The sequence below is a fragment of the Vibrio sp. 970 genome, assembly GCF_033339075.1.
Window position 1 is genome coordinate 56,674 of sequence record NZ_JAWOTW010000016.1, and the last position, 25,698, is coordinate 82,371.

General features: G+C 45.4%; 26 protein-coding genes. 21 read left to right on the top strand and 5 right to left on the bottom strand.

Annotation, left to right across the window (positions count from 1 at the left end; genetic code table 11):
• Window positions 1-183: 183 nt before the first annotated feature.
• The 14 genes from R7Q11_RS20015 to pgpA all read left to right on the top strand — a co-directional run bounded on the left by R7Q11_RS20015 (window position 184) and on the right by pgpA (window position 13,059).
• Window positions 184-1,473 carry an NCS2 family permease gene (locus R7Q11_RS20015; RefSeq protein ID WP_225466671.1) on the top strand — a complete coding sequence of 430 codons (1,290 nt, stop codon included), beginning with the start codon at window positions 184-186 and terminating at the stop codon, window positions 1,471-1,473.
• A gap of 263 nt (window positions 1,474-1,736) precedes the next feature.
• A complete protein-coding gene (gene tet(34) / locus R7Q11_RS20020; RefSeq protein WP_005381590.1) occupies window positions 1,737-2,201 on the top strand; it encodes an oxytetracycline resistance phosphoribosyltransferase domain-containing protein Tet(34) in 465 nt (154 codons plus the stop codon).
• A gap of 91 nt (window positions 2,202-2,292) precedes the next feature.
• Window positions 2,293-3,540 (top strand): esterase FrsA, encoded by a 1,248-nt coding sequence (gene frsA / locus R7Q11_RS20025; RefSeq protein WP_005381586.1) that lies wholly within the window; start codon window positions 2,293-2,295, stop codon window positions 3,538-3,540.
• Between the two features lie 115 nt (window positions 3,541-3,655).
• The gene (gene crl / locus R7Q11_RS20030; RefSeq protein WP_005381584.1) at window positions 3,656-4,045 is read left to right on the top strand and encodes a sigma factor-binding protein Crl; all 390 of its coding nucleotides are present in this window, start codon (window positions 3,656-3,658) and stop codon (window positions 4,043-4,045) included.
• Window positions 4,046-4,166: 121 nt separating this feature from the next.
• Window positions 4,167-5,306: a glutamate 5-kinase gene (gene proB, locus R7Q11_RS20035; RefSeq protein WP_137281755.1), complete on the top strand. Its 1,140-nt coding sequence runs from the start codon at window positions 4,167-4,169 to the stop codon at window positions 5,304-5,306.
• 17 nt (window positions 5,307-5,323) lie between these two features.
• Window positions 5,324-6,574: a glutamate-5-semialdehyde dehydrogenase gene (locus R7Q11_RS20040; RefSeq protein ID WP_225466672.1), complete on the top strand. Its 1,251-nt coding sequence runs from the start codon at window positions 5,324-5,326 to the stop codon at window positions 6,572-6,574.
• A gap of 206 nt (window positions 6,575-6,780) precedes the next feature.
• Window positions 6,781-7,230, top strand: a complete 450-nt coding sequence (gene nrdR / locus R7Q11_RS20045; protein WP_005381578.1) for a transcriptional regulator NrdR — start codon at window positions 6,781-6,783, stop codon at window positions 7,228-7,230.
• Between the two features lie 7 nt (window positions 7,231-7,237).
• Window positions 7,238-8,365, top strand: coding sequence for a bifunctional diaminohydroxyphosphoribosylaminopyrimidine deaminase/5-amino-6-(5-phosphoribosylamino)uracil reductase RibD (gene ribD / locus R7Q11_RS20050; protein WP_225466673.1), 1,128 nt, complete (start codon window positions 7,238-7,240; stop codon window positions 8,363-8,365).
• Between the two features lie 8 nt (window positions 8,366-8,373).
• Complete coding sequence (locus tag R7Q11_RS20055; protein ID WP_005381574.1) at window positions 8,374-9,027, top strand: riboflavin synthase; 654 nt, start codon at window positions 8,374-8,376, stop codon at window positions 9,025-9,027.
• Window positions 9,028-9,200: 173 nt separating this feature from the next.
• Window positions 9,201-10,310, top strand: a complete 1,110-nt coding sequence (ribBA, locus tag R7Q11_RS20060) for a bifunctional 3,4-dihydroxy-2-butanone-4-phosphate synthase/GTP cyclohydrolase II (RefSeq protein WP_005381573.1) — start codon at window positions 9,201-9,203, stop codon at window positions 10,308-10,310.
• A gap of 169 nt (window positions 10,311-10,479) precedes the next feature.
• Window positions 10,480-10,950: a 6,7-dimethyl-8-ribityllumazine synthase gene (gene ribE / locus R7Q11_RS20065; RefSeq protein ID WP_005381572.1), complete on the top strand. Its 471-nt coding sequence runs from the start codon at window positions 10,480-10,482 to the stop codon at window positions 10,948-10,950.
• Entirely contained in the window at window positions 10,950-11,417 is a 468-nt protein-coding gene (gene nusB / locus R7Q11_RS20070) for a transcription antitermination factor NusB (RefSeq protein ID WP_005381571.1), read from the top strand. Before ribE ends, nusB begins: the two co-directional genes overlap by 1 nt.
• A 78-nt stretch (window positions 11,418-11,495) precedes the next feature.
• Entirely contained in the window at window positions 11,496-12,461 is a 966-nt protein-coding gene (gene thiL / locus R7Q11_RS20075) for a thiamine-phosphate kinase (RefSeq protein ID WP_005381570.1), read from the top strand.
• 91 nt (window positions 12,462-12,552) lie between these two features.
• On the top strand, window positions 12,553-13,059 hold the full coding sequence (gene pgpA / locus R7Q11_RS20080; protein ID WP_225466674.1) for a phosphatidylglycerophosphatase A: 507 nt from the start codon (window positions 12,553-12,555) through the stop codon (window positions 13,057-13,059).
• Between the two features lie 46 nt (window positions 13,060-13,105).
• On the opposite strand, the gene dxs is transcribed toward pgpA, so the two are convergent.
• The 3 genes from dxs to xseB are packed head-to-tail and all read right to left on the bottom strand — an operon-like array spanning window position 13,106 to window position 16,140.
• The gene (gene dxs / locus R7Q11_RS20085; protein ID WP_005383623.1) at window positions 13,106-14,971 is read right to left on the bottom strand and encodes a 1-deoxy-D-xylulose-5-phosphate synthase; all 1,866 of its coding nucleotides are present in this window, start codon (window positions 14,969-14,971) and stop codon (window positions 13,106-13,108) included.
• 20 nt (window positions 14,972-14,991) lie between these two features.
• Entirely contained in the window at window positions 14,992-15,876 is an 885-nt protein-coding gene (ispA, locus tag R7Q11_RS20090) for a (2E,6E)-farnesyl diphosphate synthase (protein ID WP_042521208.1), read from the bottom strand.
• 21 nt (window positions 15,877-15,897) lie between these two features.
• Window positions 15,898-16,140: an exodeoxyribonuclease VII small subunit gene (gene xseB, locus R7Q11_RS20095; protein WP_005381566.1), complete on the bottom strand. Its 243-nt coding sequence runs from the start codon at window positions 16,138-16,140 to the stop codon at window positions 15,898-15,900.
• Between the two features lie 263 nt (window positions 16,141-16,403).
• On the opposite strand from xseB, the gene pomA reads away from it, so the two are divergent.
• From pomA to rlmM, 7 genes are all read left to right on the top strand, one after another.
• Window positions 16,404-17,165 carry a flagellar motor protein PomA gene (gene pomA, locus R7Q11_RS20100; RefSeq protein ID WP_005381564.1) on the top strand — a complete coding sequence of 254 codons (762 nt, stop codon included), beginning with the start codon at window positions 16,404-16,406 and terminating at the stop codon, window positions 17,163-17,165.
• 14 nt (window positions 17,166-17,179) lie between these two features.
• Complete coding sequence (locus R7Q11_RS20105) at window positions 17,180-18,127, top strand: flagellar motor protein MotB (protein ID WP_005383619.1); 948 nt, start codon at window positions 17,180-17,182, stop codon at window positions 18,125-18,127.
• A 211-nt stretch (window positions 18,128-18,338) separates the two neighbouring features.
• A complete protein-coding gene (gene thiI, locus R7Q11_RS20110) occupies window positions 18,339-19,787 on the top strand; it encodes a tRNA uracil 4-sulfurtransferase ThiI (RefSeq protein WP_005383617.1) in 1,449 nt (482 codons plus the stop codon).
• Between the two features lie 510 nt (window positions 19,788-20,297).
• Window positions 20,298-21,218 carry a transcriptional regulator GcvA gene (locus tag R7Q11_RS20115; RefSeq protein ID WP_005383616.1) on the top strand — a complete coding sequence of 307 codons (921 nt, stop codon included), beginning with the start codon at window positions 20,298-20,300 and terminating at the stop codon, window positions 21,216-21,218.
• The gene (locus R7Q11_RS20120) at window positions 21,199-21,822 is read left to right on the top strand and encodes an alpha/beta fold hydrolase (RefSeq protein ID WP_005383614.1); all 624 of its coding nucleotides are present in this window, start codon (window positions 21,199-21,201) and stop codon (window positions 21,820-21,822) included. The genes R7Q11_RS20115 and R7Q11_RS20120 overlap by 20 nt, the downstream gene beginning before the upstream one ends.
• Window positions 21,812-22,210, top strand: coding sequence for a DUF423 domain-containing protein (locus R7Q11_RS20125; RefSeq protein WP_042521214.1), 399 nt, complete (start codon window positions 21,812-21,814; stop codon window positions 22,208-22,210). The genes R7Q11_RS20120 and R7Q11_RS20125 overlap by 11 nt, the downstream gene beginning before the upstream one ends.
• Complete coding sequence (gene rlmM, locus R7Q11_RS20130; RefSeq protein ID WP_017820611.1) at window positions 22,207-23,298, top strand: 23S rRNA (cytidine(2498)-2'-O)-methyltransferase RlmM; 1,092 nt, start codon at window positions 22,207-22,209, stop codon at window positions 23,296-23,298. Before R7Q11_RS20125 ends, rlmM begins: the two co-directional genes overlap by 4 nt.
• Before the next feature lie 109 nt (window positions 23,299-23,407).
• On the opposite strand, the gene xni is transcribed toward rlmM, so the two are convergent.
• Window positions 23,408-24,190, bottom strand: a complete 783-nt coding sequence (gene xni, locus R7Q11_RS20135; RefSeq protein ID WP_225466675.1) for a flap endonuclease Xni — start codon at window positions 24,188-24,190, stop codon at window positions 23,408-23,410.
• Window positions 24,191-24,248: 58 nt separating this feature from the next.
• On the bottom strand, window positions 24,249-25,625 hold the full coding sequence (gene ppnN / locus R7Q11_RS20140; protein WP_005383611.1) for a nucleotide 5'-monophosphate nucleosidase PpnN: 1,377 nt from the start codon (window positions 25,623-25,625) through the stop codon (window positions 24,249-24,251).
• Window positions 25,626-25,698 lie beyond the last annotated feature (73 nt).

Consider the following 25,698-nt stretch of genomic DNA (forward strand, 5'->3'; position numbering starts at 1 on the left):
CCTATTGTTTTATAAGAATATATTTCTTTGCTTGCTTTGATAGATTAGAGAATGTGTTTCATATCCAAAGAAAAAAAACGCATTAGAGTGAAGATTCTATCTAGAATTTGCTATTTGATAACTTTATAATTCCCGCCAATCGATTACGCAACCGTTTACTTTTTACCTTTACAGGATTCGATCATGCTCGAGAGGCTTTTTAAACTCAGTGAAAATGGCACAAATGTGCGCACTGAGATCATTGCAGGTGTTACGACCTTCCTAACTATGGCTTACATTATTTTTGTAAACCCAGCGATCCTGTCGGATACCGGTATGGACCGTGGCGCCATTTTTGTTGCGACTTGTCTTGCTGCCGCAATCGGCTGTTTTATTATGGGATTTGTTGCCAATTACCCAATCGCACAGGCACCAGGAATGGGCCTGAACGCATTTTTCACTTACTCTGTTGTATTGGGAATGGGTTATACGTGGCAAGTTGCGTTAGCGGCTGTATTTGTTTCTGGCCTTCTGTTCATTCTTTTAAGCGTATTTAAGATCCGTGAGTGGATTATTAACTCGATCCCGCATTCTCTACGAACAGGTATTTCAGCTGGTATTGGTCTTTTCTTAGCGTTTATCGCATTAAAAAATGCAGGTATCGTCGTTGATAACCCAGCGACATTAGTTTCTATGGGAGAGATCACATCATTGCCATCTGTATTGGCCGCGATTGGCTTCTTTCTTACGATTGCATTGGTTCATCGTGGTGTGAAAGGTGCGGTGATGATCGCCATTCTTGGCGTTACAGCGCTCGGTCTTCTATTTGGTGATGTGAAGTGGGGCGGTATTATGTCAACGCCACCAAGCATTGCGCCAACTTTCATGCAACTGGATTTCTCTGGTTTGTTTGAAGTAGGCATGATTTCCGTCGTATTTGCTTTCCTATTTGTCGATTTATTTGACACCGCAGGTACGCTCGTTGGCGTTTCTCAAAAAGCAGGTCTAACGGATGAGAATGGCAACATCCCTCGTTTAAACAAAGCGTTACTTGCAGACTCAACAGCAACGTCAGTAGGTGCATTACTTGGTACCTCCAACACGACATCTTATATTGAAAGCGTTTCTGGTGTGGCTGCGGGTGGGCGTACTGGTCTAACAGCCGTGGTTGTTGGTGTACTCTTCCTACTTGCTCTATTGTTCTCACCACTTGCGGGTATGATCCCTGCTTATGCAACGTCAGGTGCGCTATTCTATGTGGCGATCTTGATGCTGTCTGGGCTAGTAAGCATTGATTGGCGTGACCTAACTGAAGCGTCCCCAGTTGTTGTGACTTGTTTAGTTATGCCGCTAACATTCTCGATTGCAGAAGGTATCACGTTAGGCTTTATCGCATACGCGGCGATCAAGTTATTCAGCGGCAAGGGCCGTGAAGTGTCGATGAGTGTATGGGTGATGTCAGCCATCTTCATCGTTAAATACCTCGTCGGTTAATTTCTCGAGCAAAAAGCCAGTGTGGATTTATTCACGCTGGCTTTTTCTTTTTTACGTTGTTCACAGAAGACGGTTTTTCTGCAGAATAGGCAGAGAATTTTGATATCACCGTTGGTATTAGCGGTGTGTTTCGGTAGAATAATCGTTTGCGCAGCTTGAAATCCTCGTCTCCAAACATTTTGGAGAAGTTAGTGAGCATTCCGCTTTTGAGTGACTTCGCTAGATTTTGAGGATGCATATTTTCAAATTATTAGGTTATTACAATGAGTAAAAAATTCATTATCACTTGGGATGCAATGCAGACTTACTGCCGTGAACTGGCTGAAAAACAAATGCCAGCTGAGCAATGGAAAGGAATTTGGGCGGTAAGCCGCGGCGGTTTGGTTCCTGGCGCTATTTTGGCTCGTGAACTTGGTATTCGTTATGTTGATACAATCTGTATTTCAAGCTACGACCATGATCATCAGCGCGATATGACGGTACTAAAAGCACCTGAAGGTGATGGCGAAGGTTACCTAATCGTTGAAGACCTAGTAGACAGTGGTGATACAGCGCGCAAACTACGTGAGATGTATCCAAAAGCGAAAATGATCGCTGTGTGTGCGAAACCATCAGGCAAAGAGCTGCTGGATGATTACGTTGTAGATATTGCTCAAGACACTTGGATCGAGCAGCCTTGGGATATGTCAATCCAGTATGCTGAGCCAGTAAACCGCAAGCAAAAATAAGCGCGGTTAAAGAATATTGAGAAATGCCCCTTTATAGGGGCATTTTTTTTATTATGATATTAAATCATGCTAATAGCCTAGGGTTCTTCCTATGTCTGAAGACGTCAGTAAAAATCTTTCCGAAACTTTGTTCGTGAAACATAAGCAAGCAAAAGAAACCTCCGCGCTTACCCAGTACATGCCGACCAGTAAAAAAATACTTGATGAACGAGAAGCGCAGGGTGATCGTGCTTGGTATCGTCATTTGCGTCGCTTGCAATGGGCTTGGCAAGGATTGTCTCCGATCGAAATGGAAGGCGTACTGTCCAAAATTGCTTCATCTTCTCACTCGCGAACCAATGATGATTGGTTAGACACTGTAATGGGTTATCACAGTGGTAACTGGACATTTGAGTGGATCAAGCTTGGTATGGATCATCAGAAGCGAGCAAATGAAATGCAAGGAGAAGAGGCAGCGGATGAACTCTTCACTGCTTCTTTGTGTTTTAGTATTGCAGGCTACCCACATTTAAAAAATGATAACTTGGCATCGCAGGCTCAAGTACTGGCAAACAAAGCGTATTCTGACGGCGCAGAAAAAACTAAGTACACCATCAAGCAAATTGAAGTGCCTTACCAAAATCGCAAAATCATCGCGAACCTCCATTTACCAAGAACGGATAAACAGTTGCCTGTGGTAATGGTGAGCGCTGGTTTGGATACCCTACAAACCGACATGTGGCGTTTGTTCCGTAATCGTCTTGCACCGCGAGATATTGCGATGTTAACCGTAGACATGCCTTCGGTAGGGCATAGCTCTCATTGGCCCTTGACCGAGAATTCAAGTTGCCTACATCAAGCGGTATTGAATGAGCTTTACTCGCTACCTTGGGTTGATCATCACAAAGTGGGGTTAGTTGGGTTTCGTTTTGGTGGTAATGCCATGATCAGACTCTCTTTTGTCGAGCAAGAAAAGATCAAAGCTTGTGTCGCTCTAGGCGCGCCAGTTCATGATATTTTTACTTCCCCTCAGAAGTTACAAAAAATGCCGAAGATGTACCTAGATCTTTTGGCTTCCCGTTTGGGGAAAAATGCGGTTGATATTAATAGCATGGCTGGTCAGATGATGGCGTGGTCATTGAAGGTTCAGGGCTTCCTGAGCAGTCGAAAAACCAAAGTGCCTATTTTGGCTTTGAGTCTTGAAGGCGATCCAGTGTCGCCACACAGTGATAATCAACTTGTTGCTCTATTTAGCCAGTATGGTAGAGCGAAAAAAATCAGTTCCAAAACAATTACAAAAGGATATGAGCAATCCCTCGATTTAGCCATAAAGTGGCTAGAAGATGAATTATTAGGGTGACAATTCTCCTAAATTAGTTAAGAGTGATATATCTGAGCAAAAAATAAGCTCATGATAATTAAAAATAATAATCATTCTTGGGTGTTTACTTTTAACTATGAAAACGGAGATTCATATGTCAGAGACGACTCAGGGCCCGACTCACTTTCGCTTGATGTCAAAGTTGAAGGCGATAGGGCCTTACCTGCGCGAACCACAATCGCAAGAAGGGCGCTATTATTTTGATTGTTTATCTGTATGTGTAGACGACAAAAAATCGCCTGAGAAGCGTGAATTTTGGGGCTGGTGGATGGATTTGGAATCCATCGAGGGAGGCTTTACTGCTAAATATCATATTGGCAAGTACAACAAAGAAGGGCAATGGGTATCTGAAGCCCTTCCCAAAAAAGTAGTAGAGGAAGTGTATCTCACGCAGAGCACATTCCATCAAAAGCTGGTTGATACTTTAGAAGAACACTTCAAATTAGAAGTCGAATATCACACGGAGTCTTTCGATTTCGCTTAATTTGGTTGTTTTCATTTAATACCAAACAAAAAGGTGCGAAAACGCACCTTTTCTCTTGTTAATTCCCTATTTGATTGTTAAAACATCCTCTCTTTATTTGTTTTTCACTTCAGAAGACATCATGACAACGAATCAACAAAATGCAGTTGTTTCACAACCACAAACTGTCGTTGTGAAACTGGGTACAAGTGTGCTGACAGGCGGCACTCTGGCACTCGACCGTGCACACATGGTTGAGTTAGCACGCCAGTGTGCTGAGCTTAAAAAACAAGGCCATTCAATCGTAATGGTTTCGTCTGGTGCGATTGCAGCAGGCCGTGAGCATCTTGGTTACCCCGCATTGCCCAACGAGATGGCGAGTAAGCAGTTACTTGCCGCGGTGGGGCAGAGTCGCTTGATTCAAACATGGGAGTCTTTGTTTGGTATTTATGGTATCAAGATCGGCCAAATGCTACTAACCCGTGCCGATTTAGAAGATCGTGAGCGATTCCTTAACGCGCGTGACACTATTAATGCGCTCGTTGCGAACGATATTGTTCCTATCGTAAACGAAAATGATGCCGTTGCGACTAGCGAGATTAAAGTTGGCGATAACGACAACCTTTCCGCTTTGGTAGGCATTTTATGTGGCGCAGATAAGCTCTTGCTTTTAACGGACCAAAAAGGTCTGTTTACTGCTGACCCTCGTAAAGATCCGAACGCAGAGCTTATCAAGGAAGTAAAAACCATCGACGATACGCTGCGTAAAATCGCAGGTGGAAGCGGTACAACATTGGGTACTGGTGGTATGGCAACGAAGCTGCAAGCCGCAGACATCGCTCGCCGCGCAGGTATCGAGGTTATTATTGCTGCTGGTAGTGCGCCGAATGTTATCTTTGACTCTTTAAGTGCTGAACCTCAGGGCACGCGCTTCCTACCTTGCGCTGAAGCCTTAGAGAACCGTAAACGCTGGATTCTAGCGGGACCTGCGGCATCGGGCGACATCGTTATTGATGATGGTGCAGTCAATGCTGTGGTCGGCAAGGGCAGTAGCCTACTTGCTAAAGGGGTCATCAAAGTTAGTGGTGACTTCGCACGAGGCGAAGTGGCGCGTGTAACAAACACTCACGGTAAGTTGGTGGCTCGTGGCATCAGCGCCTACTCAAGTGATGACCTAACTAAAATTACTGGTAAGCACAGTAAAGATATCATCTCTATTTTGGGTCATGATTATGGCTCTGAGGTGATTCACCGCGATGATTTGGTCGTCATTCAGGAATAGAATTAGAGGGAAGCAAAGTGGATTTAACGAATATGGGTAAAGCTGCTAAAGATGCAGCTTTCGAATTAGCGACAGCGTCAACTGCGCAAAAGAACCAAGCATTAGCCATCATTGCTGATGAACTAGAAGCAAACTCTGCTGCTATTTTGGCGGCAAACGCTAAAGACATCGAACTTGGCCGTGAAGCGGGTTTAACCGATGCGCTGCTCGATCGCCTTTTGCTTAATGAAGAACGATTGACTGCAATTGCGAATGATGTTCGCAACGTCATTAGCTTGAACGATCCTGTAGGCAGCGAAATAGACAGTAAGGTACTGGAAAATGGGATGTCACTGTCTCGTCGTCGTGTGCCGCTTGGTGTCGTGGGCGTAATTTATGAAGCGCGTCCAAACGTAACCATTGATATTGCAGCGTTGTGCTTGAAAACCGGCAACGCAAGTATTTTACGTGGTGGCAAAGAGACATTTTTCTCGAATATGGAATTAGTGAAGGTTATTCAGTCTGCGCTCGCAAAGGCGAACCTTCCAGCCGCTTCTGTGCAGTACATTGAAAAACCAGATCGTGAGCTTGTTTCTCAATTGCTTAAGTTGGACGATTACGTCGACATGATCATTCCACGCGGTGGTGCTGGCCTACACAAAATGTGTAAAGAAAACAGCACGATTCCGGTGATTATTGGTGGCTTTGGTATCAGCCATATCTTTGTCGACGAATCCGCTGATCTAAAGAAATCCCTGAATGTGGTTGAGAACTCTAAAGTTCAACGTCCATCTGCGTGTAACTCATTAGATACGCTGCTCGTGCATGAAAAAATTGCAGCGCAATTCCTACCAATGATCGTAGAGCGCATGAACGATAAAGTGACCTTCGTGACAGAGCCTAAGGCAAAAGCACTGATGGCTCAAGCAACACAAATTCGCGATGCTGTTGAAGGTGACTTTGATACGGAATGGTTGAGCTACACTCTTGGTGTAAAAGTTGTGTCTGATGTGAAAGATGCCGTTGATCATATGCGTGTCCATAACGCGAGCCACTCAGATGCGATCATGACCAATAGCTTGGAAAACTCAGAACTGTTCATCAATTCTGTCGGTTCGGCGGCGGTTTATGTGAATGCTTCAACGCGCTTTACAGACGGTGCGCAATTTGGCCTTGGCGCAGAAGTCGCAGTATCTACGCAAAAGCTACATGCACGCGGTCCGATGGGCTTAGAAGAGCTAACTAGCTACAAGTGGGTTGGTAAAGCGAACTACTTAGCACGCAGTTAACACATTCGACGAGATCTTGAGTGAAAAAGGGGCCTTTGCGCCCCTTTTTGTTTTGTCTAACATACCAATTCCGCTACACTACATGAGCTTTTATTTCGGTTTGAAAGCGTTATACCCAAATAGCTTTAATAGAGTCCGTATAACCATGAACGCGTGGTTATTCGTGATTGCTCATGAGGTTATTTTGGTATAGATATGGAGGTGATATGCATTGTCCTTTTTGTTCCGAGAACGATACCAAAGTTATTGATTCCCGCTTAGTGGCTGATGGCCATCAAGTTCGACGTCGCCGTCAGTGCTTGGCGTGTAGCGAGCGTTTCACTACGTTTGAAAGCGCAGAGTTAGTGATGCCTAAAGTGATCAAATCGAATGGCAACCGTGAACCATTTGATGAAGATAAAATGGTCGGCGGTATTCAACGCGCTTTAGAGAAACGCCCAGTGAGTGCCGATTCTATAGAATTAGCGATCAGTATGATCAAATCACAACTGCGTGCGACGGGTGAGCGAGAGGTTCCGAGTGAAATGATTGGTAATTTAGTCATGGACCAGCTCAAAGAGCTCGATAAGGTGGCTTACATTCGTTTTGCTTCCGTTTACCGCAGCTTTGAAGATATTCGCGAGTTTGGCGAAGAGATTGCCCGCCTAGAAGACTGAGTAGCTCATGACTCAACACACTCCTGAAAGAGCGTTTTCTGATTTAGATTTCGCCATGATGTCACGAGCTATTAAGTTAGCGAAACGTGGCATTTACACCACCGCCCCTAATCCAAATGTAGGGTGTGTCATCGTTCGTGATGAAGAAATTGTCGGTGAAGGCTATCACCATCGTGCTGGTGAGCCGCATGCCGAAGTGCACGCGATGCGCATGGCGGGTGAAAAAACAGTTGGTGCAACCGCTTATGTGACGCTAGAACCTTGCTCTCATTACGGCCGTACACCGCCATGTGCCGAAGGGCTGATTAAAGCCAAAGTGGCACGTGTGGTTTGCGCCATGGTAGACCCAAACCCGAAAGTTGCAGGTCGCGGCATCCAGATGTTACGTGATGCCGGAATTGAAGTACAAATCGGCTTGTTAGAGCAAGATGCCCTTGCCCTTAACCCTGGTTTTATAAAGTACATGCGTACAGGCATGCCGTTTGTTCAATTAAAAATGGCAGCCAGTTTGGATGGGCAAAGCGCACTCAGTAATGGTCAGAGCCAATGGATCACCTCCCCAGCGGCCCGCCAAGATGTGCAGCGCTATCGAGCGATGAGTGGTGGTATTCTCTCTACCAGCAAAACGGTGATTGATGATAATGCGTCACTCAATGTGCGTTGGGATGACTTACCTACCAGTGTTCAAGCGCAGTATTTACGAGAAGAACTTCGTCAACCAGTACGTGTAATCTTAGACCGTCAGAACCATTTAACGGGTGCGCTCAAGCTGTTCCACACCGATGGAGAGCGAGTTATTATTCGCTCTGATGGAGACTGTATCCCTCTATTGGACAGCGCTGACCAAATTGACTTATCAACGACATTAAAACGTATCTCGGATGAGCACCACATCAATCACTTATGGGTTGAAGCTGGAGCTACGCTAGCGAGTGCGATGATAAAGGCTAATCTTGTAGATGAGCTCATTGTTTACCTTGCGCCAAAACTCATGGGCAGCGATGGTCGGGGGCTTATCGGTGCTTTAGGGTTAAGCGCTATGGCTGACGTCATAGATTTAAACATTACAGACGTTCGTATGGTCGGGGTAGACATTCGCATCACCGCCACCATTAAACGTAATGAACTTAGATAAGAAATAGTATGTTTACAGGAATAGTAGAAGCAGTTGGCAAGTTAGCTGCGATTACGCCGAAGGGCGAAGACATCACCGTCACGGTTGAAACGGGTACGCTTGATATGTCAGACGTTAAGTTAGGCGATAGCATTGCGACCAATGGTGTTTGCTTAACGGTAGTTGACTTCGGAAGCCACTATTACAGTGCTGATCTGTCATTAGAAACCTTGAAGAAAACTGGGTTTGCTGAATACCAAGTAGGCGATAAGGTGAATCTAGAAAAAGCCATGTTGCCAACAACGCGATTGGGTGGACATATCGTTTCTGGCCATGTCGATGGGGTTGGTGAAATTGTCGAACGCAATTCAGTTGGCCGTGCGATAGAGTTTTGGGTTGCAATGCCTGCGGAAATTAGCAAGTACGTTGCAGAGAAAGGCTCGATTACTGTTGATGGTATTAGCCTAACCGTCAACGACTTACGTAAAAATGCTTTTAAGCTGACGATCGTTCCTCATACGAGTGAAGAAACTACGATTGACCAGTTTCAAGTGGGGCGCAAAGTCAACTTGGAAGTTGATGTACTTGCGCGTTATATGGAGCGTTTACTGCAAGGACAACAAGAAGATAAGGCCGAGTCTCGTATCACGATGGACTTTTTACAGCAAAACGGTTTTGCATAAGTCTTGGGAGTGGCTACGTGAGGCATGCGATAAAGAGCAGACTCACAGAACACCGCGAGATTCATTGACTTGCTTGATGCAAAGCTCAAACTATTGACCTAACTAGCATTCAATGCAACGTAATTTTTCATTGCTGTCGCAATAACAAATTTAGAATAACGGGATAACAGACTATGCCAATCAGTACGCCACAAGAAATTATTGATGATATTCGCGCAGGCAAAATGGTCATTCTAATGGATGATGAAGACCGCGAGAATGAAGGTGACTTGATCATGGCTGCCGAGCATATTACGCCGGAAGCCATCAACTTTATGGCAACCTATGGCCGTGGCCTGATTTGTTTAACCATGACCAAAGATCGTTGCGAAAGTCTAGGTCTGCCACCAATGGTGCAAGACAATAATGCGCAATACACCACCAACTTTACCGTTTCTATTGAGGCGGCAGAAGGGGTAACGACGGGTATTTCAGCCGCAGATCGCGCACGTACCGTTCAAGCAGCAGTCGCGCCAAACGCTAAAGCTGCGGATTTGGTGCAGCCTGGTCACATCTTCCCTCTCGCAGCTCAAGACGGCGGTGTACTGACTCGTGCAGGTCACACTGAAGCTGGCTGTGATTTGGCTCGTCTTGCTGGTTTAGAGCCAGCATCGGTGATTGTTGAGATCTTAAATGACGACGGCACCATGGCTCGTCGCCCAGATCTAGAGATCTTTGCAGAGAAGCACGGTATTAAATTGGGCACTATTGCCGACCTAATAGAGTACCGCAATAACACTGAGACAACGATTGAACGTGTGGCAGAGTGCAAGTTACCGACAGAGTTTGGCGAGTTCACGTTAGTCACGTACAAAGACACCATTGATAACCAAGTGCACTACGCAATGTGCAAGGGCGATTTGAAAGAAAAAGCGCCACTGGTTCGCGTTCATCTTCAAGACGTTTTTACCGACTTACTACGTAGCGATCGTAATGCAGAGCGCAGCTGGACACTAGATAAGGCAATGAAACGCATTGGTGAAGAAGGCGGTGTGCTGGTTGTTCTTGGCCATGAAGAATCGACCGATCTACTTATTCATCGCGTGAAGATGTTCGAAGCGCAAGACAAAGGTGAAGCCCCAACGCTTGCTAAAAAACAAGGCACGTCTCGCCGTGTTGGCGTTGGTTCACAGATTCTTGCGGATCTCGGTGTACATGATATGCGCCTTCTGTCATCGACCAACAAAAAGTACCACGCGTTAGGTGGTTTTGGTCTGAACGTTGTTGAGTACGTCTGCGAGTAACAACCGAACAATAAGTTCCTAGTCTTTGACGTGCTTAACTCGTCAATGGCTAGGAACCGGTGATTTGCCTCCAATTTCCATTAGATATTGCTCACAAATTTGTGCTAGAATCCGGCGATTCTCACTTGATGAACATATTTCACTTATAAATAGAGTTAAAGGAAAGCTTATGAAAGTGATCGAGGGTGGCTTCCCAGCGCCAAATGCAAAAATTGCTATCGTTATTTCTCGTTTCAACAGTTTTATTAACGAAAGCCTACTTTCTGGTGCGATCGATACACTAAAGCGTCACGGACAAGTAAGCGAAGACAACATCACGGTTGTGCGTTGTCCAGGTGCCGTAGAACTACCTCTAGTAGCTCAGCGTGTTGCTAAAACTGGCAAATTCGACGCTATTGTTTCTCTAGGGTCTGTTATTCGCGGTGGAACGCCTCACTTTGACTATGTTTGTAGTGAAATGAACAAAGGTCTAGCACAAGTGTCTATGGAATTTAGCATTCCAGTAGCATTTGGTGTTTTGACTGTTGATACGATCGATCAAGCGATTGAACGCGCAGGAACCAAGGCTGGTAATAAAGGTGCAGAGGCTGCACTAAGCGCACTTGAAATGATTAATGTACTATCTGAAATTGATTCCTAATGGGGGCCAGTGTGAAACCAGCCGCACGTCGTAACGCACGTCAATTCGCTCTACAGGCGATCTACTCATGGCAAATTACTAAAGAGAATGTTGCCAAGATTGAAGAACAGTTTTTGTCTGGCGACAAATACGATGAAGAAGAACTTCATGCATCTGAGCCAGCGCTTGCTGCTCCAGAGACAGACGTAGCTTACTTCCGTGAACTATTAAGCGGTGTTGTACTTAGCCACGCTGAGCTAGATAGCAAAATTCGTCCATACATCTCTCGTCCTATGCAGGATTTAGATATGATGGAACTTGCTCTTCTTCGCCTTGCTATGTACGAGATGACTCGTCGCGAAGATGTTCCTTACAAAGTTGTTATCAATGAAGCGATTGAACTTGCAAAAGTTTTCGCAGCAGAAGATAGCCACAAGTTTGTGAATGGTGTACTTGATAAAGCAGCACCTCACATTCGTAAGAAATAACGATTTCTTCAATGAAAAGGTCAGCACATGCTGACCTTTTTTGTATCAAAAGCTTTTACATCAAAAAGTAAGTGAATTATGTCTGGTGAATTTAATCTGATAGACAAGTACTTCGTCGGTCGTCAGAGCCAACGTAAAGATGTCCATCTAGCCGCTGGTGATGATTGTGCTTTGGTCAAAGCGCCAGCTAATGTTCAGATTGCGATTAGCACGGATACATTGGTAGCTGGAACGCATTTCTTAGCCGACGCGAACCCAGCATGGGTCGCACACAAAGCATTGGCTTCTAACATCAGTGATTTGGCGGCGATGGGCGCAACGCCTGCGTGGGTGAGCTTTGCATTAACGATGCCTGAGCCAGATGAAGAATGGCTTGCTCCTTTCTGTGATGCATTTTTCGAACTGGCTGATTACTATGGTATTCAGTTAATAGGCGGTGATACCACCAAAGGGCCATTGTGTCTGACACTCACGGTGCAAGGTTTTGTACCTGAAGACAAAGCGCTCACGCGATCCGGAGCCAAGCCTGGGGATTGGGTATATGTAACGGGAAACCTTGGCGATGCAAAAGCTGGCTTGGATGTGATTCTAGATGACTCTCTGCGCAGCAGAGCCGGCGCGGAAGCACTAGAGCGAGCTCATTACCTTAGTTCTCCGCGTGTGCTTGCTGGACAAGCTCTTGTTGGCTTAGCCTCGTCGGCGATAGATATTTCAGATGGTTTAATCTCTGATATTAAGCACATTTTACAGCGATCTCAGGTTGGGGTGAGTATTGATGTCTCTCAGCTACCGATCTCTTCAGAATTAGTCCAGTTTTTAGATGATAAGATCAGCGCGCAGCAGTATGCTTTAGCAAGTGGCGAAGAATACGAGTTGTGTTTTACCGTGCCGGAGCAAAATCGAGGCTCGTTACAAAGCGCTTTATCTCATACTGGCTGTAAGGTCACATGTATTGGTCAAATCCGACCAAATGGAACCTTCGAGCTGCATGATAACAATCAACCACTTGATTGGGACTTAAGTGGCTTCGACCACTTTAAATGATCTGAGCTAAGCTCTAGCCAAGAGCCTGTTACTATTGAGTAACTCGCAGGCATGACGATTGAAACCAAACTAGCAGTATAGGTTTAAGGATATGACCAACCCTCTTTCTCTGATTTCATTAAAGAACCCGTGGCATCTATTGGCGACGGGTTTTGGCAGTGGATTATCCCCGTTTATCCCTGGAACAATGGGCACACTGGCGGCCGTGCCTTTATTTTTGTTGTTGGCACAATTACCATTTACGGCGTATGTCATTGTTGTTCTGATTTCGTGTGTGATCGGCATTCAAATATGCCAAGTGACGTCTGCAGACATGAAGGTGCATGATCATGGTTCAATCGTATGGGATGAGTTTGCAGGCTTTTGGATTACGATGAGCATTGTACCTGCACTGAATATTCCACTAACTGAATGGAAGTGGTTGATCACTGGCTTCATCTTATTTCGTTTTTTCGATATGGTAAAACCTTGGCCAATTGGGTGGCTAGATAAGCGAGTTCACGGTGGGCTGGGTATTATGGTTGATGATATCGTGGCGGGAGTTATGGCCAGTGTTGCCCTGTTTCTAGTCGCAAAATATGCGGGCTGGATGAACTAAACGTTGACCGTAAAAAAAGGATGCTATGAGCATCCCTTTTTACATTCTATTTTGCTAAATAATCCAAGATGGATTTTTCAATTCCTTTTGCATCAAGACCAAGCTCTTCATGCAGTTCATCTTGTGTTCCCTGATGAATAAACTCATCTGGTAAACCTAGGTTCAACACAGGTTTAATGATTTTATCTTTCATCATGAACTCAACGACACCAGCACCAGCACCACCCGCGATAACATTTTCTTCTAACGTCACGAGCACGTCATGATCTGCGGCTAATTGACGAATTAATGCTTCATCGAGCGGCTTCACAAAGCGCATATCAGCAACAGTGGCGTTAAGGTATTCTGCCGCTTCTAGCGCGTTACCCAAGAAAGTACCAAAGTTCAGAATAGCAACTTTTTCACCTTGGCGAACCATGCGCCCTTTACCGATTTCTAACGCCGTAAACTCAGTTTCGATTTCTACGCCCATGCCGCTACCACGAGGGTATCGAACCGCACTCGGGCCAGAATGCTTATGGCCAGTGTAAAGCATTTGTCGACATTCGTTTTCGTCACTTGGCGCCATGATCACCATGTTCGGAATACAGCGCATAAAGCTCAAATCGAACGCACCTTGGTGAGTTTGACCATCTGCGCCAACGAGACCTGCGCGGTCGATCGCAAACATCACTGGTAAGTCCATGATCGCGATGTCGTGGATCAATTGGTCATAACCACGTTGCAAGAAAGTCGAATAGATAGCAACGATTGGATGATCGCCCGCAATTGCCATGCCTGTTGCAAGTGTCACTGCGTGCTGCTCAGCAATCGCCACATCAAAGTATTGGTCTGGGTACTCTTTTGAGAAACGCACCATACCCGAGCCTTCGCGCATCGCTGGCGTAATTGCCATTAGCTTAGGATCTTGGGCCGCCATGTCACATAAAAAGTCACCGAAGATCTTTGAGTAAGTTGGCTTACCGCCACTGCTCTTCGGCAGACAATTATGCGTTGGATCGAATTTAGGAACACCATGGTAGCCGATAGGATCTTTCTCGGCAGGCTCATAACCTTTGCCTTTCTTGGTCATGATGTGTAGGAACTGAGGACCTTTGAGCTCACGCATATTTTTCAGCGTTTTGACGAGTTCATTGACGTCGTGTCCATCAATCGGGCCAATGTAATTAAAGCCGAACTCTTCGAACAGAGTACCAGGCACTACCATGCCTTTTAGGTGCTCTTCCGTACGGCGAACCAACTCTTTAATAGGTGGGACACCAGACAGCACTTTCTTGCCGCCTTCACGGATAGAAGTGTACAAGCTGCCAGAAAGTACTTTCGCAAGGTGGTTATTCAGGGCGCCGACGTTTTCTGAAATCGACATTTCGTTGTCGTTCAAAATCACCAACATATCAGGATGAACGTCGCCAGCGTGGTTCATGGCTTCGAATGCCATGCCTGCTGTAATTGCGCCATCACCAATCACACTGACGATTTTGCGACCTTTACCTTCTTTTTGTGCGCTGATGGCCATGCCAAGACCTGCACTAATCGATGTCGAAGAGTGGCCGACAGATAAGGTGTCATATTCACTTTCTTCACGCCAAGGGAAAGGGTGTAGACCATCCTTTTGGCGAATTGTTGGCATTTTATCGCGACGTCCGGTGAGGATTTTATGCGGGTAAGCCTGATGACCAACATCCCAGATCAATTTGTCGATAGGGGTGTTGTAAACATAATGCAGAGCGACAGTTAGCTCCACGGTGCCTAAGCCAGACGCTAAGTGTCCGCTAGATTGGCTCACTGAATTTAGCAGATACGTTCGCAGTTCATCACACAGATTTGGTAATGTTTCTTTCGGAAGAAGACGTAATTCTTCCGGTGTATTTGCTAACGCCAGTGTTGGGTACTTTGAAATATCAAGAGTCATATAAATGCGCGCTTATAGTGTTAATTTTTGCGCTCGATGACATATCGGGCGAACTCTTCGAGTAACTGAGTATTGTATGGGATAGCTTCCAATGCTTGAAGTGCTTCCTGTAACAGAGTGTGAGCTTTCTCTATGGCTCCCTCTAAACCCAGCAGGGAAGGGTAAGTGCTCTTATTCAGACCTTGGTCGGAACCTTGAGGCTTACCCAGTGTTTCTGTGTCACTGATGATATCAAGAATATCGTCTTGAACCTGAAACGCCAAACCAATTGCTTTTGAGTAGCGCTCCAAGTGAGGTAGAACCTCGATACCTTTCTCACCAGCAGCTAATGCACCTAATTTTACCGCACAATCAATCAGAGCTCCGGTTTTTTTACGGTGTATCTCTTCCATTTCTTCAAGAGAAACTAGGCGATTTTCCGCGCCTAAATCTAAGGCTTGCCCTACACACATGCCGCTGGCACCAGAGGAATGCGCTAAGGCTTTGATCATATTGATGCGTTGAGCTTCTGCCGCCGAGCTTAATTGACCATCAGAAATAATAGTGAAGGCAAGAGTTTGTAGTGCATCACCTGTCAGTATTGCGGTTGCTTCATCAAACTTAATATGACAAGTTGGTTGACCTCGACGCAGTTCATCATCGTCCATGGCTGGCAGATCATCATGAATGAGTGAGTAGGCATGTATACATTCGATAGCAGCGGCGGGGGTGTCTAAGTCTTCAGGTTTACAGCCGAGCATTTGACCTGTGATGTAAACAAGAAAAGGGCGAACGCGTTTCCCACCTAGCAAAAGGCCGTATTTCATTGCTTGAATCAATGGCTGCTCTTGATATGGAAGCTGATCGAGCCACAAATTCAATTGCTGATTGTTTCTTTGTTGAAAAGACGTCAATGTCTGTTGCATCACATTGCTCACTACTGATTGTTATTCTGAATCTGGTTTGAAGTCACTCAGTGGTGCTTCATCATCTTCACTAAGAAGAATGCTCACGCGCTGTTCGGCGTCGCTTAATTTAGTTTGGCCTGCACGAGCTAAGGCAATGCCTCGTTCAAACTTACGCAGGGCATCATCTAGAGCAAGATCGCCATTTTCTAATTGATCAACCAAGCTATCAAGCTCTTCAATGGTTGCTTCAAAGGTCATGTTTTCTGGTTTCTTGACCGCCATCTTTTTTCTGCCTTAATCAAGCCTCGGGTAAGATGCACGAAAGTTACCTTAGCCTAGTAACTTGGTCAAATTTAACCTTATATAATTGTCACAAAATTAGCGTTCAACGAGTCTAAGCGATGAAACCCCATATTTTGGTTGAGGTTGTTAAGTGTAATTTGTGATCCATTAGCTAAGATTTTTCTAAAAATTCTGCGCGAGTTGTCGATACAGGTAATAATCCGCCCAATGGCAGTATTTGAGTATAGCGTGAGGAGTGCTTTGTGGATTTAGCAACCCTATTAGGTTTGATTGGTGGTTTTGCATTCGTCATTATGGCGATGGTGCTTGGTGGCAGCATCGGCATGTTTGTCGATGTCACGTCGATCCTTATTGTCGTTGGCGGCTCAATATTCGTCGTGTTGATGAAGTTCACAATGGGACAGTTTTTTGGTGCGACAAAGATTGCTGGCAAAGCCTTCATGTTTAAAGCGGATGAACCCGAAGACCTGATCGCAAAAATTGTGGAAATGGCCGATGCGGCGCGTAAAGGTGGTTTTCTTGCTCTTGAAGAGATGGAAATAAACAACACATTCATGCAGAAAGGCATTGATCTACTGGTTGATGGCCATGATGCCGACGTTGTGAGAGCGGCACTCAAAAAAGACATCGCGCTTACGGATGAACGACATACGCAAGGTACTGGCGTATTTCGCGCCTTTGGCGACGTTGCTCCTGCGATGGGAATGATTGGCACCTTGGTTGGTCTTGTTGCGATGCTTTCAAACATGGATGACCCTAAAGCGATTGGACCAGCAATGGCCGTTGCACTCTTGACCACATTGTATGGCGCGATCCTGTCCAATATGGTGTTTTTCCCTATTGCGGATAAGCTTTCTCTTCGCCGTGACCAAGAAACGCTAAATCGCCGTTTGATCATGGATGGCGTATTAGCGATTCAAGATGGCCAAAACCCGCGAGTGATCGATAGTTACTTGAAGAACTACCTCAATGAAGGTAAACGTGCCCTTGAGATTGACGAGTAACTTGGAGAGTAGTGATGGATGATGAAGATAACAAATGCGATTGTCCGCCACCCGGTCTCCCGTTATGGATGGGGACATTCGCGGACTTAATGTCGCTACTGATGTGTTTCTTTGTTCTTCTACTCTCGTTTTCTGAGATGGATGTACTGAAGTTCAAACAAATTGCAGGATCAATGAAATTTGCCTTCGGTGTGCAAAATCAGCTTGAAGTGAAAGACATTCCCAAAGGTACTAGCATTATTGCCCAAGAGTTTCGACCGGGTCGGCCGGAACCAACTCCGATTGATGTCATCATGCAGCAAACCATGGACATCACTCAGCAGACGCTCGAATTTCATGAAGGGGAGTCTGATCGAGCTGGTGGCACAAAACGTGATGAAGGCAAGTTAACGGGTGGGCAATCGCCAGAAACGTCAACTCAAAACAATGAATCTGCCGAAGCGGACATGCAGCAACAGCAATCTAAAGAGATGTCGCAAGAGATGGAAACCTTGATGGAAAGCATCAAGAAAGCCTTAGAGCGAGAGATTGAACAAGGCGCCATTGAAGTTGAAAACCTCGGTCAGCAGATTGTTATACGTATGCGTGAAAAAGGTGCATTCCCAGAAGGTTCGGCCTTCTTGCAGCCTAAGTTTCGCCCTTTAGTTCGTCAGATTGCAGAGCTAGTAAAAGATGTGCCAGGCATTGTTCGAGTATCTGGCCATACAGACAATCGACCGCTAGATTCGGAACTTTATCGCTCTAACTGGGATCTCTCTTCTCAGCGCGCAGTATCAGTCGCGCAAGAGATGGAGAAAGTGAGAGGCTTCTCTCATCAACGTTTAAGAGTACGAGGCATGGCGGATACGGAGCCCTTGTTACCGAATGATTCTGATGACAATCGCGCACTTAACCGACGGGTTGAAATCAGCATTATGCAAGGCGAGCCTCTCTACAGTGAAGAAGTGCCGGTAATTCAATAACTAGGCTTTAGTTTTAAGTCAGTAAAGAGACAAGAAAGCGAGCAGATTGCTCGCTTTTTTTGTTTTTCCAATCCGCTTGGGTGTATAATCTTGCGCCTTAAAAGTGAGCTCAGACTACTTTTTGTGACTGAAACGCGGTTTTACTGCGTATGAAGTATTGAAGTTGAGTGTCACTCTTTGTTGATTGCGAAACTAACCTGCGAATTAGACTATGAAATTTATTGTAAAGCCCCATCCAGAAATTTTTGTAAAAAGTGAATCTGTGCGTAAGCGCTTCACAAAGATTTTAGAGTGCAACATTCGTAACATCATTAAGAGCCGCACGGAGTCTGTCGCGGTATTTAACCGTCGTGATCACATTGAAGTGACCTCTGAGAGTAACGAATTCCACGCTGAAGTTCTTGAGGTTTTGACTCATACACCAGGCATTCACCACGTACTGGAAGTGAAGCAAACTGAATTTAAAGACTTGCACGATATCTTCGAGCAAGTGTTAGAACTCAACCGTGCTGCACTCGAAAATAAAACCTTTGTTGTACGTGCGAAGCGTCGTGGCAAGCATGACTTTACCTCTATTGAACTAGAGCGTTATGTAGGCGGTGGTTTAAATCAAGCGATTGAAAGCGCTAGTGTTAAGCTACGAAACCCAGACGTGACGATCAAGGTAGAAGTCTCGAACGACAAGCTAAACCAAGTATTGTCTCGTCATAAAGGCCTAGGTGGTTTCCCTCTGGGTACGCAAGAAGACGTGTTAAGCCTGATCTCGGGTGGTTTCGATTCTGGTGTTTCAAGCTATCTTCATATCAAGCGTGGTTCAAAAGTACATTACTGCTTCTTTAACTTGGGTGGTCCAGCACACGAAATCGGCGTTAAGCAGGTTTCTCACTACCTATGGAACAAATACGGTTCTTCAGCAAAAGTACGTTTTATCTCAGTTGATTTCGAGCCTGTGGTTGCGGAAATCCTAGAGAAAGTCGATGACGGCCAAATGGGCGTGATCTTGAAGCGTATGTTCATGCGTGCAGCAGGCATGATCGCTCAGAAGATGAAGATCGAAGCATTGGTAACAGGTGAAGCGCTAGGTCAAGTATCGAGCCAAACGCTAACCAATCTACGCCACATCGATAACGTAACAGACACGCTGATTCTGCGTCCGCTTATCAACTGGGATAAAGAAGACATCATCAATCTAGCACGTGAAATCGGCACAGAAGATTTCGCAAAGACAATGCCAGAATACTGTGGTGTTATCTCTAAGAAGCCAACCGTGAAAGCGGTGAAAGGCAAGCTAGAAGCTGAAGAAGAGAAATTCGACTTCAGTATCCTTGAGCAAGTGGTTCAAGAAGCTCGCATGATGGACATTCGTGATATCGCGAAAGAGTCTGAGCAAGCCGCACCAGAAGTAGAGCAAGTTCAAGCGGTAGAAGAGCACGCGGTTGTGCTAGATATTCGTAGTCCTGAAGAGGAAGACGATAACCCACTTGAAATCGAAGGTGTGGATGTGAAACATATCCCTTTCTACAAGCTGGGTACACAGTTTGGTGACTTAGACCAGTCTAAGACATACCTACTTTACTGTGACCGCGGTGTGATGAGCCGTCTGCAAGCGCTTTACTTGCAAGAGCAAGGCTTCAGCAACGTAAAAGTTTACCGTCCATAGCTGACTGTTAAAATACGTTAAAAGGCGCAAATTGAGACATCAATTTGCGCCTTTTTTGTTTTTGATCGCGTTACAGACAACCATTACTTAGCATAATGTTGAGGCTCATCGCAAAGCCATACACTTTGTGTTGATATAACGATAATTAATCCGAAAGAAGAGTAATAAAGTGATATTGCTGCCAGATATGCGGATGAGATTTTTGATAGATAAAAAAACACCGCCTAATTTAGGCGGTGTAACAAATTTGACAGACAGGTCAAAAATAAATACAGGAAGTATATGTTTTGTCACAGGGAGTGTGGACAAAACATTATGGTAGAAATCTACCTAACTCGAAATACGAGTTTGCAAACACAACATCGCAACAACGAAGCCAATTGATTTCCAAAGAAATCAAGCCGTTCAGGCCCGTGTTGCGGGGTGAAATATAGAATTTATCTGGCTGTTCGACAACGGACATTTTATAATGTTTCAGATTAAAAAAACTAATCCTATTAGAGGTCCCATATGTCTCGCAGATTGCCTCCATTAAATTCGCTTCGAGTCTTCGAAGCGGCTGCTCGTCATCTCAGTTTTACACGAGCAGCAGAAGAGTTATTTGTTACTCAAGCCGCGGTCAGTCACCAGATTAAAGCGCTTGAAGAGTTCTTATCATTGAAGCTCTTCCGTCGACGTAATCGTTCTTTGTTGTTAACAGAAGAAGGCCAAAGTTACTTTCTCGATATCAAAGATATTTTCACCTCGATTGCGGAAGCGACAGATAAGGTGTTGGAACGTAGCGAAAAAGGGGCATTGACGATTAGCCTACCGCCGAGTTTTGCTATCCAATGGCTTGTACCTCGTTTGGCCGATTTTAATGCTCAAGAGCCCGATATCGATGTACGTATTAAAGCCGTAGATATGGATGAAGGCTCACTGACTGATGATGTTGATGTGGCGATCTACTATGGCCGTGGGAACTGGCCAGGTTTGCGAGCAGATAAATTGTACCAAGAGTTTTTGATCCCACTTTGTTCACCTTCATTACTTTTGGGTAACAAACCATTAGAATCTTTAAGTGACCTCAAATTACATACTTTGTTACACGATACTTCGCGTAAAGACTGGAAGCAGTTTGCTCGTCATTACAACATTGAAGGCATCAACGTAAACCACGGTCCTATTTTTAGTCACTCAACGATGGTGCTACAGGCTGCTGCGCACGGTCAGGGGGTCGCGCTCGGTAACAACGTACTCGCCAAACCTGAAATGGAAGCCGGACGACTCATTGCACCATTCGACGAGGTGTTGATATCTAAGAATGCATTCTATGTGGTGTGTCATGAACAGCAGGCAGATATGGGCCGAATCGCAACGTTTAGAGACTGGATGTTAGCAACCGCGAGAAAAGAACAAGAGGAAGTATTGGATGAATCACTGGATAGCTGAGGGACCTGAAAACGGACCGCTGTTTATTTTTGCTCACGGCGCAGGTGCGGGGATGGAGCATGACTTCATGACAGCTGTCGCCAAAGGATTAGTGGAGCAAGGTATTCGTGTAGTGCGTTTTAATTTCCCTTACATGGTGAAACGTTCGGAAGATGGCAAAAAGCGTCCGCCCGATCGCGCGCCAAAGTTGCTCGAAGCATACAGCGAAGTGATCGCTCACTTTACTTCTTCTCCCGTGGTTATTGGTGGTAAGTCAATGGGCGGTCGTATGTCGAGCTTGTTGGCTGAAAATGAGCTGGTGGCGGGCATTGCCTGTTTAGGGTTTCCATTTCACCCGCCGGGAAAGCCAGAGAAATACAAAGGCGAACACTTAGCAACCATTGAGAAACCTACGCTGATTCTGCAAGGGGAACGAGACACCTTTGGTAAGCGTGAGGAATTCGATGATTTCGTCCTTTCGTCACAAGTAACGGTGAGCTTTTTACCTGATGGTGACCACAGCTTCAAACCGCGCAAGATCTCAGGTCATACTGAAGTGGGTAACATTGCACTCGCGATAGAGCAGTTAGCGGCGTTTATAAAAGAGGTGTACAGTGAAAAGTAAGTGGTTACTCTCATTCTCTGCTCTGTCTGGGCTGATTTCGGTCGCTCTTGGAGCATTTGCTGCTCATGGGCTAAAAGCGACACTGGCCCCTTATTTGCTCGGTGTATTTGAGACCGGAGTTCTGTATCAATTTATTCACACGTTGGCGATTGTGTTTTGTGCCATTCTGCTTCTGCTCAATTTGGGACAAAAAGCACAAAAATATTTTTTCATTGCGGCGATTTGCTTTATTATCGGCATCTTTTGTTTTAGCGGCAGTCTTTACGCGCTGGCGCTGACGGGCATTAAGTGGTTTGGGCCAATTACTCCTGTGGGAGGATTACTGTTCATGATTGGTTGGTGTCTGTTCTTTTTTGCTGCGTTCAATATCAAAGAGGTCTCCAAGTGAAACAACTAATGCTCTATTGCCGTTCTGGCTTTGAGAAAGAGTGTGCTGGTGAAATTCAGGACAAAGCGACACAGTTGGAAGTGTATGGCTTCCCTCGTGTGAAGAGAAACTCAGGTTATGTTGTCTTCGAGTGTTACCAAGATGGAGATGCCGACAAACTTGCGAGAGGTTTAGACTTTAAGTCTTTAATTTTTGCTCGACAAATGTTTGCGGTAGCAGCTGAGTTTCAATCGTTGCCAAGCGATGACCGAATTAGTCCAATTTTGAATGAACTAGCAGATATCGAAGCATTCCCTCGTTGTGGTGATTTGAGAATTGAAACGCCAGATACAAATGAAGCGAAAGAGTTACTGAAATTCTGCCGTAAGTTTACCGTCCCAATGCGTCAAGCGTTGCGCGGCAAAGGCTTAATGCTGAACAAAGATAACGCGAAAAAACCAGTACTGCACATTTGCTTTGTTGAGCCTGGCCACTGTTACGTTGGTTACTCTTACACTGACAACAACTCACAGTTCTTCATGGGTATCCCTCGCCTTAAATTCCCAGCAGACGCTCCAAGTCGTTCAACACTTAAACTGGAAGAAGCATTTCATGTCTTTATTCCACGTGAAGAGTGGGATGAGCGTTTGGCACCAGGTATGTGGGGTGTGGATTTAGGTGCATGTCCAGGCGGTTGGACGTACCAATTAGTGAAGCGCTCAATGTTCGTTCACTGCGTTGATAACGGCATGATGGCAGACAGTTTGATGGAAACTGGCCAGATCAAGCACCATATGGTGGATGGCTTTAAGTTCGAACCAGACCGCAAGAACGTAACATGGATTGTTTGTGACATGGTGGAAAAGCCAGCTCGTGTTGCTCACCTGATGGGACAGTGGCTGTTAAAAGGTTGGGCAAAAGAGGCTATCTTTAACCTTAAGCTGCCAATGAAAGGGCGTTATGACGAAGTGCTGCAAGACCTTGAAAATCTGAAGCAGTTCCTCATTGATAATAAGGTAAAGTTCAAGCTACAAGCTAAACATTTGTATCATGATCGTGAAGAGATCACGATTCATATCCAATGTCTGTCGAATATTTCACCTTACTAACTTTATTCCCCGAGTCTTTTGGGAATAGTGATTAGAATAGAAAAAGCGCCTTCAAATGGCGCTTTTTTAATATCTGCCGGATTTCATGGTGTGAAACTACCATCGGGCACTACTTCGCTTTGTTTGGCCCTAAAAAGCGAATATCTTGCAAGTTAAAGCCTAGTTCGATATCGCACTTTAAAGCGGCGACGCGTTTACATAAACGAGCAGACTCAATGTGCTCGTCCAATTTTTTACGGTATTTCGGTACGAGGTCTTCACTAGCGTAGGCAGCTTCAATACTCTCAAACTGAGTGAGAATCTCTTTCGCTGCTTTCGGGCCAATTCCAGGTACGCCCGGAACCTGGCTAGAGCTTATCCCTGTCAATCCCCAGTAGTCCGCTAGTTGATTTGGTTTTACGCCGAACTCTTTTTCGATAAATGGTTCATCTAACCAACGGTGTTGGAAATAATCACGGATTTGTAGGGTAGGGGAAAGTAGCTGGCAGTAACCTTTGTCTGTGGAAACGATGGTGACTTTTTCACCATGGCTGGCCACTTTCGTTGCGAGTGTAGCAACCAAATCATCTGCTTCATCGCCTTCAGACAGCAATGAATCAATACCTTGCTCCCACCACGCTTGTTGAATCGCATCTAACCCTTGCAGTAATGGCTGAGGCATTGGTTTTCGGTTTTGCTTATAGTCAGGGAGAATTTCAGCGCGCCAACCTCTGTCTTGTTCGTGGTGATCAAAAACCGCGATGATGTGTGTCGGGTTGGCCTCTGACAGAATGCGAGTGAGGGTTCTTTGCGTTGTGCTTATGGTTCTTGCTATGTCGGTTGGATCTGGTTGTGCTGAGTGCACTCGGCGGATCAGGTTTAGGGCATCAATGATAACAAGATGAATAGACATAATGACTTAGCAATAAAAAAGGGGCGTAATGCCCCTAGTGTAACGAATGCTAGCCTGACTATCGACCACCAATTTCCGGGTGAGCGATTCGATAACACGGTTCGTAGTCTGAACCGCCAGGTAATTTCATTCGGTGCTGTTCGACAAAGTCTTTTAGCAACTTATCGAGTTTTTTCATGAGGACTGCGTCGCCATGAATGGTGAAAGGCCCTCTACGTTCTATTTCTCGAATACCTTCAGCCTTTACGTTACCTGCAACTATGCCAGAGAAGGCTTGACGCAAGTTGGCCGCTAAAACTTGCGGTTCTTGATCTAGGCTTAAATCCAATTGTTCCATCGACTCATGAGTAGGCTCGAATGGCAGTTGGAAGTTTGGCTCAATTTTCAATGACCAGTTAAAGCTGTACGCATCGCCTTTCTCTTTTCGGTGAAGGCGTACCGAGTCCATGGAGCGTTTCATAATACGAGCGACTTCTGCCGGGTCGTCAATGATGATCTCGTAGTGCTTTTGCCCTTCCTCACCAAGTGTGTCGCGAATGAACTCATCAATAGAGCGGAAGTACTCTTCACTCTCTTTTGGTCCTGTTAATACGATAGGCATTGGCTGATCGGCGTTATCCGGGTGCATCATGATGCCAAGAATGTACAGTAGCTCTTCCGCTGTGCCCGGGCCACCTGGGAAAATAACGATACCATGAGCCATACGGACGAAGGCTTCCAAGCGCTTTTCGATGTCGGGCATGATGACCAGTTCATTTACTATTGGGTTTGGTGGCTCGGCAGCAATAATCGAGGGTTCGGTTAAACCAAGATAACGCTGCTGAGTATAACGTTGCTTTGCGTGCCCAATTGCTGCACCTTTCATCGGCCCTTCCATTGCGCCAGGGCCGCAACCTGTACAGATGTTAAGTTCACGCAGGCCCAGTTCGTTACCCACTTCACGTGTGTACTGATACTCCACTCCATTGATAGAGTGACCACCCCAACATACGACAAGATTCGGTGCGATACCTGGAGTTAATGCTCTTGCATTACGAAGAATGCCGAATACGAGGTTCGTAATGTGAATTGGGTTAGTAAGGTTGAGCCGTTGGGCGTCTGCCAAATGCATGTTTACGTAAACGATATCACGCAATACGGAGAACAGATGCTCTTGGATACCTTTAATTATTTCGCCGTCAACAAAAGCGTGCTCTGGCGGATTAGTCAGCTCAAGCTTAATACCACGCTCACGACGCACGACGTTGACATCAAACGATTGGTATTTATCGAGCAGTTCTTTCGAGTTATCGGTATGGCTACCGGAGTTCAACACCGCTAATGTGCAATTACGGTACAGCTGATAAAGTTCACTCGAGGCTGTGTTCTTTAAGCGCTCTACTTCTAGTTGAGATAGCAAGTCCATGCTACCAGCGGGGCTTATATGGGTAATCATAACGCCTCCTTGTGTTGCATTAATTTGAGGGAAAGTACCAACTTACCTTTTTGGTGTTATACGTATGGTTTGA

Coding starts and splice junctions, on each gene's coding strand:
- R7Q11_RS20015 (WP_225466671.1), top strand. CDS start 184: ATGCTCGAGAGGCTTTTTAAACTCAGTGAAAATGGCACAAATGTGCGC.
- frsA (WP_005381586.1), top strand. CDS start 2,293: ATGTCTGAAGACGTCAGTAAAAATCTTTCCGAAACTTTGTTCGTGAAA.
- crl (WP_005381584.1), top strand. CDS start 3,656: ATGTCAGAGACGACTCAGGGCCCGACTCACTTTCGCTTGATGTCAAAG.
- proB (WP_137281755.1), top strand. CDS start 4,167: ATGACAACGAATCAACAAAATGCAGTTGTTTCACAACCACAAACTGTC.
- nrdR (WP_005381578.1), top strand. CDS start 6,781: ATGCATTGTCCTTTTTGTTCCGAGAACGATACCAAAGTTATTGATTCC.
- ribD (WP_225466673.1), top strand. CDS start 7,238: ATGACTCAACACACTCCTGAAAGAGCGTTTTCTGATTTAGATTTCGCC.
- R7Q11_RS20055 (WP_005381574.1), top strand. CDS start 8,374: ATGTTTACAGGAATAGTAGAAGCAGTTGGCAAGTTAGCTGCGATTACG.
- ribBA (WP_005381573.1), top strand. CDS start 9,201: ATGCCAATCAGTACGCCACAAGAAATTATTGATGATATTCGCGCAGGC.
- ribE (WP_005381572.1), top strand. CDS start 10,480: ATGAAAGTGATCGAGGGTGGCTTCCCAGCGCCAAATGCAAAAATTGCT.
- nusB (WP_005381571.1), top strand. CDS start 10,950: ATGGGGGCCAGTGTGAAACCAGCCGCACGTCGTAACGCACGTCAATTC.
- thiL (WP_005381570.1), top strand. CDS start 11,496: ATGTCTGGTGAATTTAATCTGATAGACAAGTACTTCGTCGGTCGTCAG.
- pgpA (WP_225466674.1), top strand. CDS start 12,553: ATGACCAACCCTCTTTCTCTGATTTCATTAAAGAACCCGTGGCATCTA.
- dxs (WP_005383623.1), bottom strand. CDS start 14,971: ATGACTCTTGATATTTCAAAGTACCCAACACTGGCGTTAGCAAATACA.
- ispA (WP_042521208.1), bottom strand. CDS start 15,876: ATGCAACAGACATTGACGTCTTTTCAACAAAGAAACAATCAGCAATTG.
- xseB (WP_005381566.1), bottom strand. CDS start 16,140: ATGGCGGTCAAGAAACCAGAAAACATGACCTTTGAAGCAACCATTGAA.
- R7Q11_RS20105 (WP_005383619.1), top strand. CDS start 17,180: ATGGATGATGAAGATAACAAATGCGATTGTCCGCCACCCGGTCTCCCG.
- thiI (WP_005383617.1), top strand. CDS start 18,339: ATGAAATTTATTGTAAAGCCCCATCCAGAAATTTTTGTAAAAAGTGAA.
- R7Q11_RS20115 (WP_005383616.1), top strand. CDS start 20,298: ATGTCTCGCAGATTGCCTCCATTAAATTCGCTTCGAGTCTTCGAAGCG.
- R7Q11_RS20120 (WP_005383614.1), top strand. CDS start 21,199: ATGAATCACTGGATAGCTGAGGGACCTGAAAACGGACCGCTGTTTATT.
- xni (WP_225466675.1), bottom strand. CDS start 24,190: ATGTCTATTCATCTTGTTATCATTGATGCCCTAAACCTGATCCGCCGA.
- ppnN (WP_005383611.1), bottom strand. CDS start 25,625: ATGATTACCCATATAAGCCCCGCTGGTAGCATGGACTTGCTATCTCAA.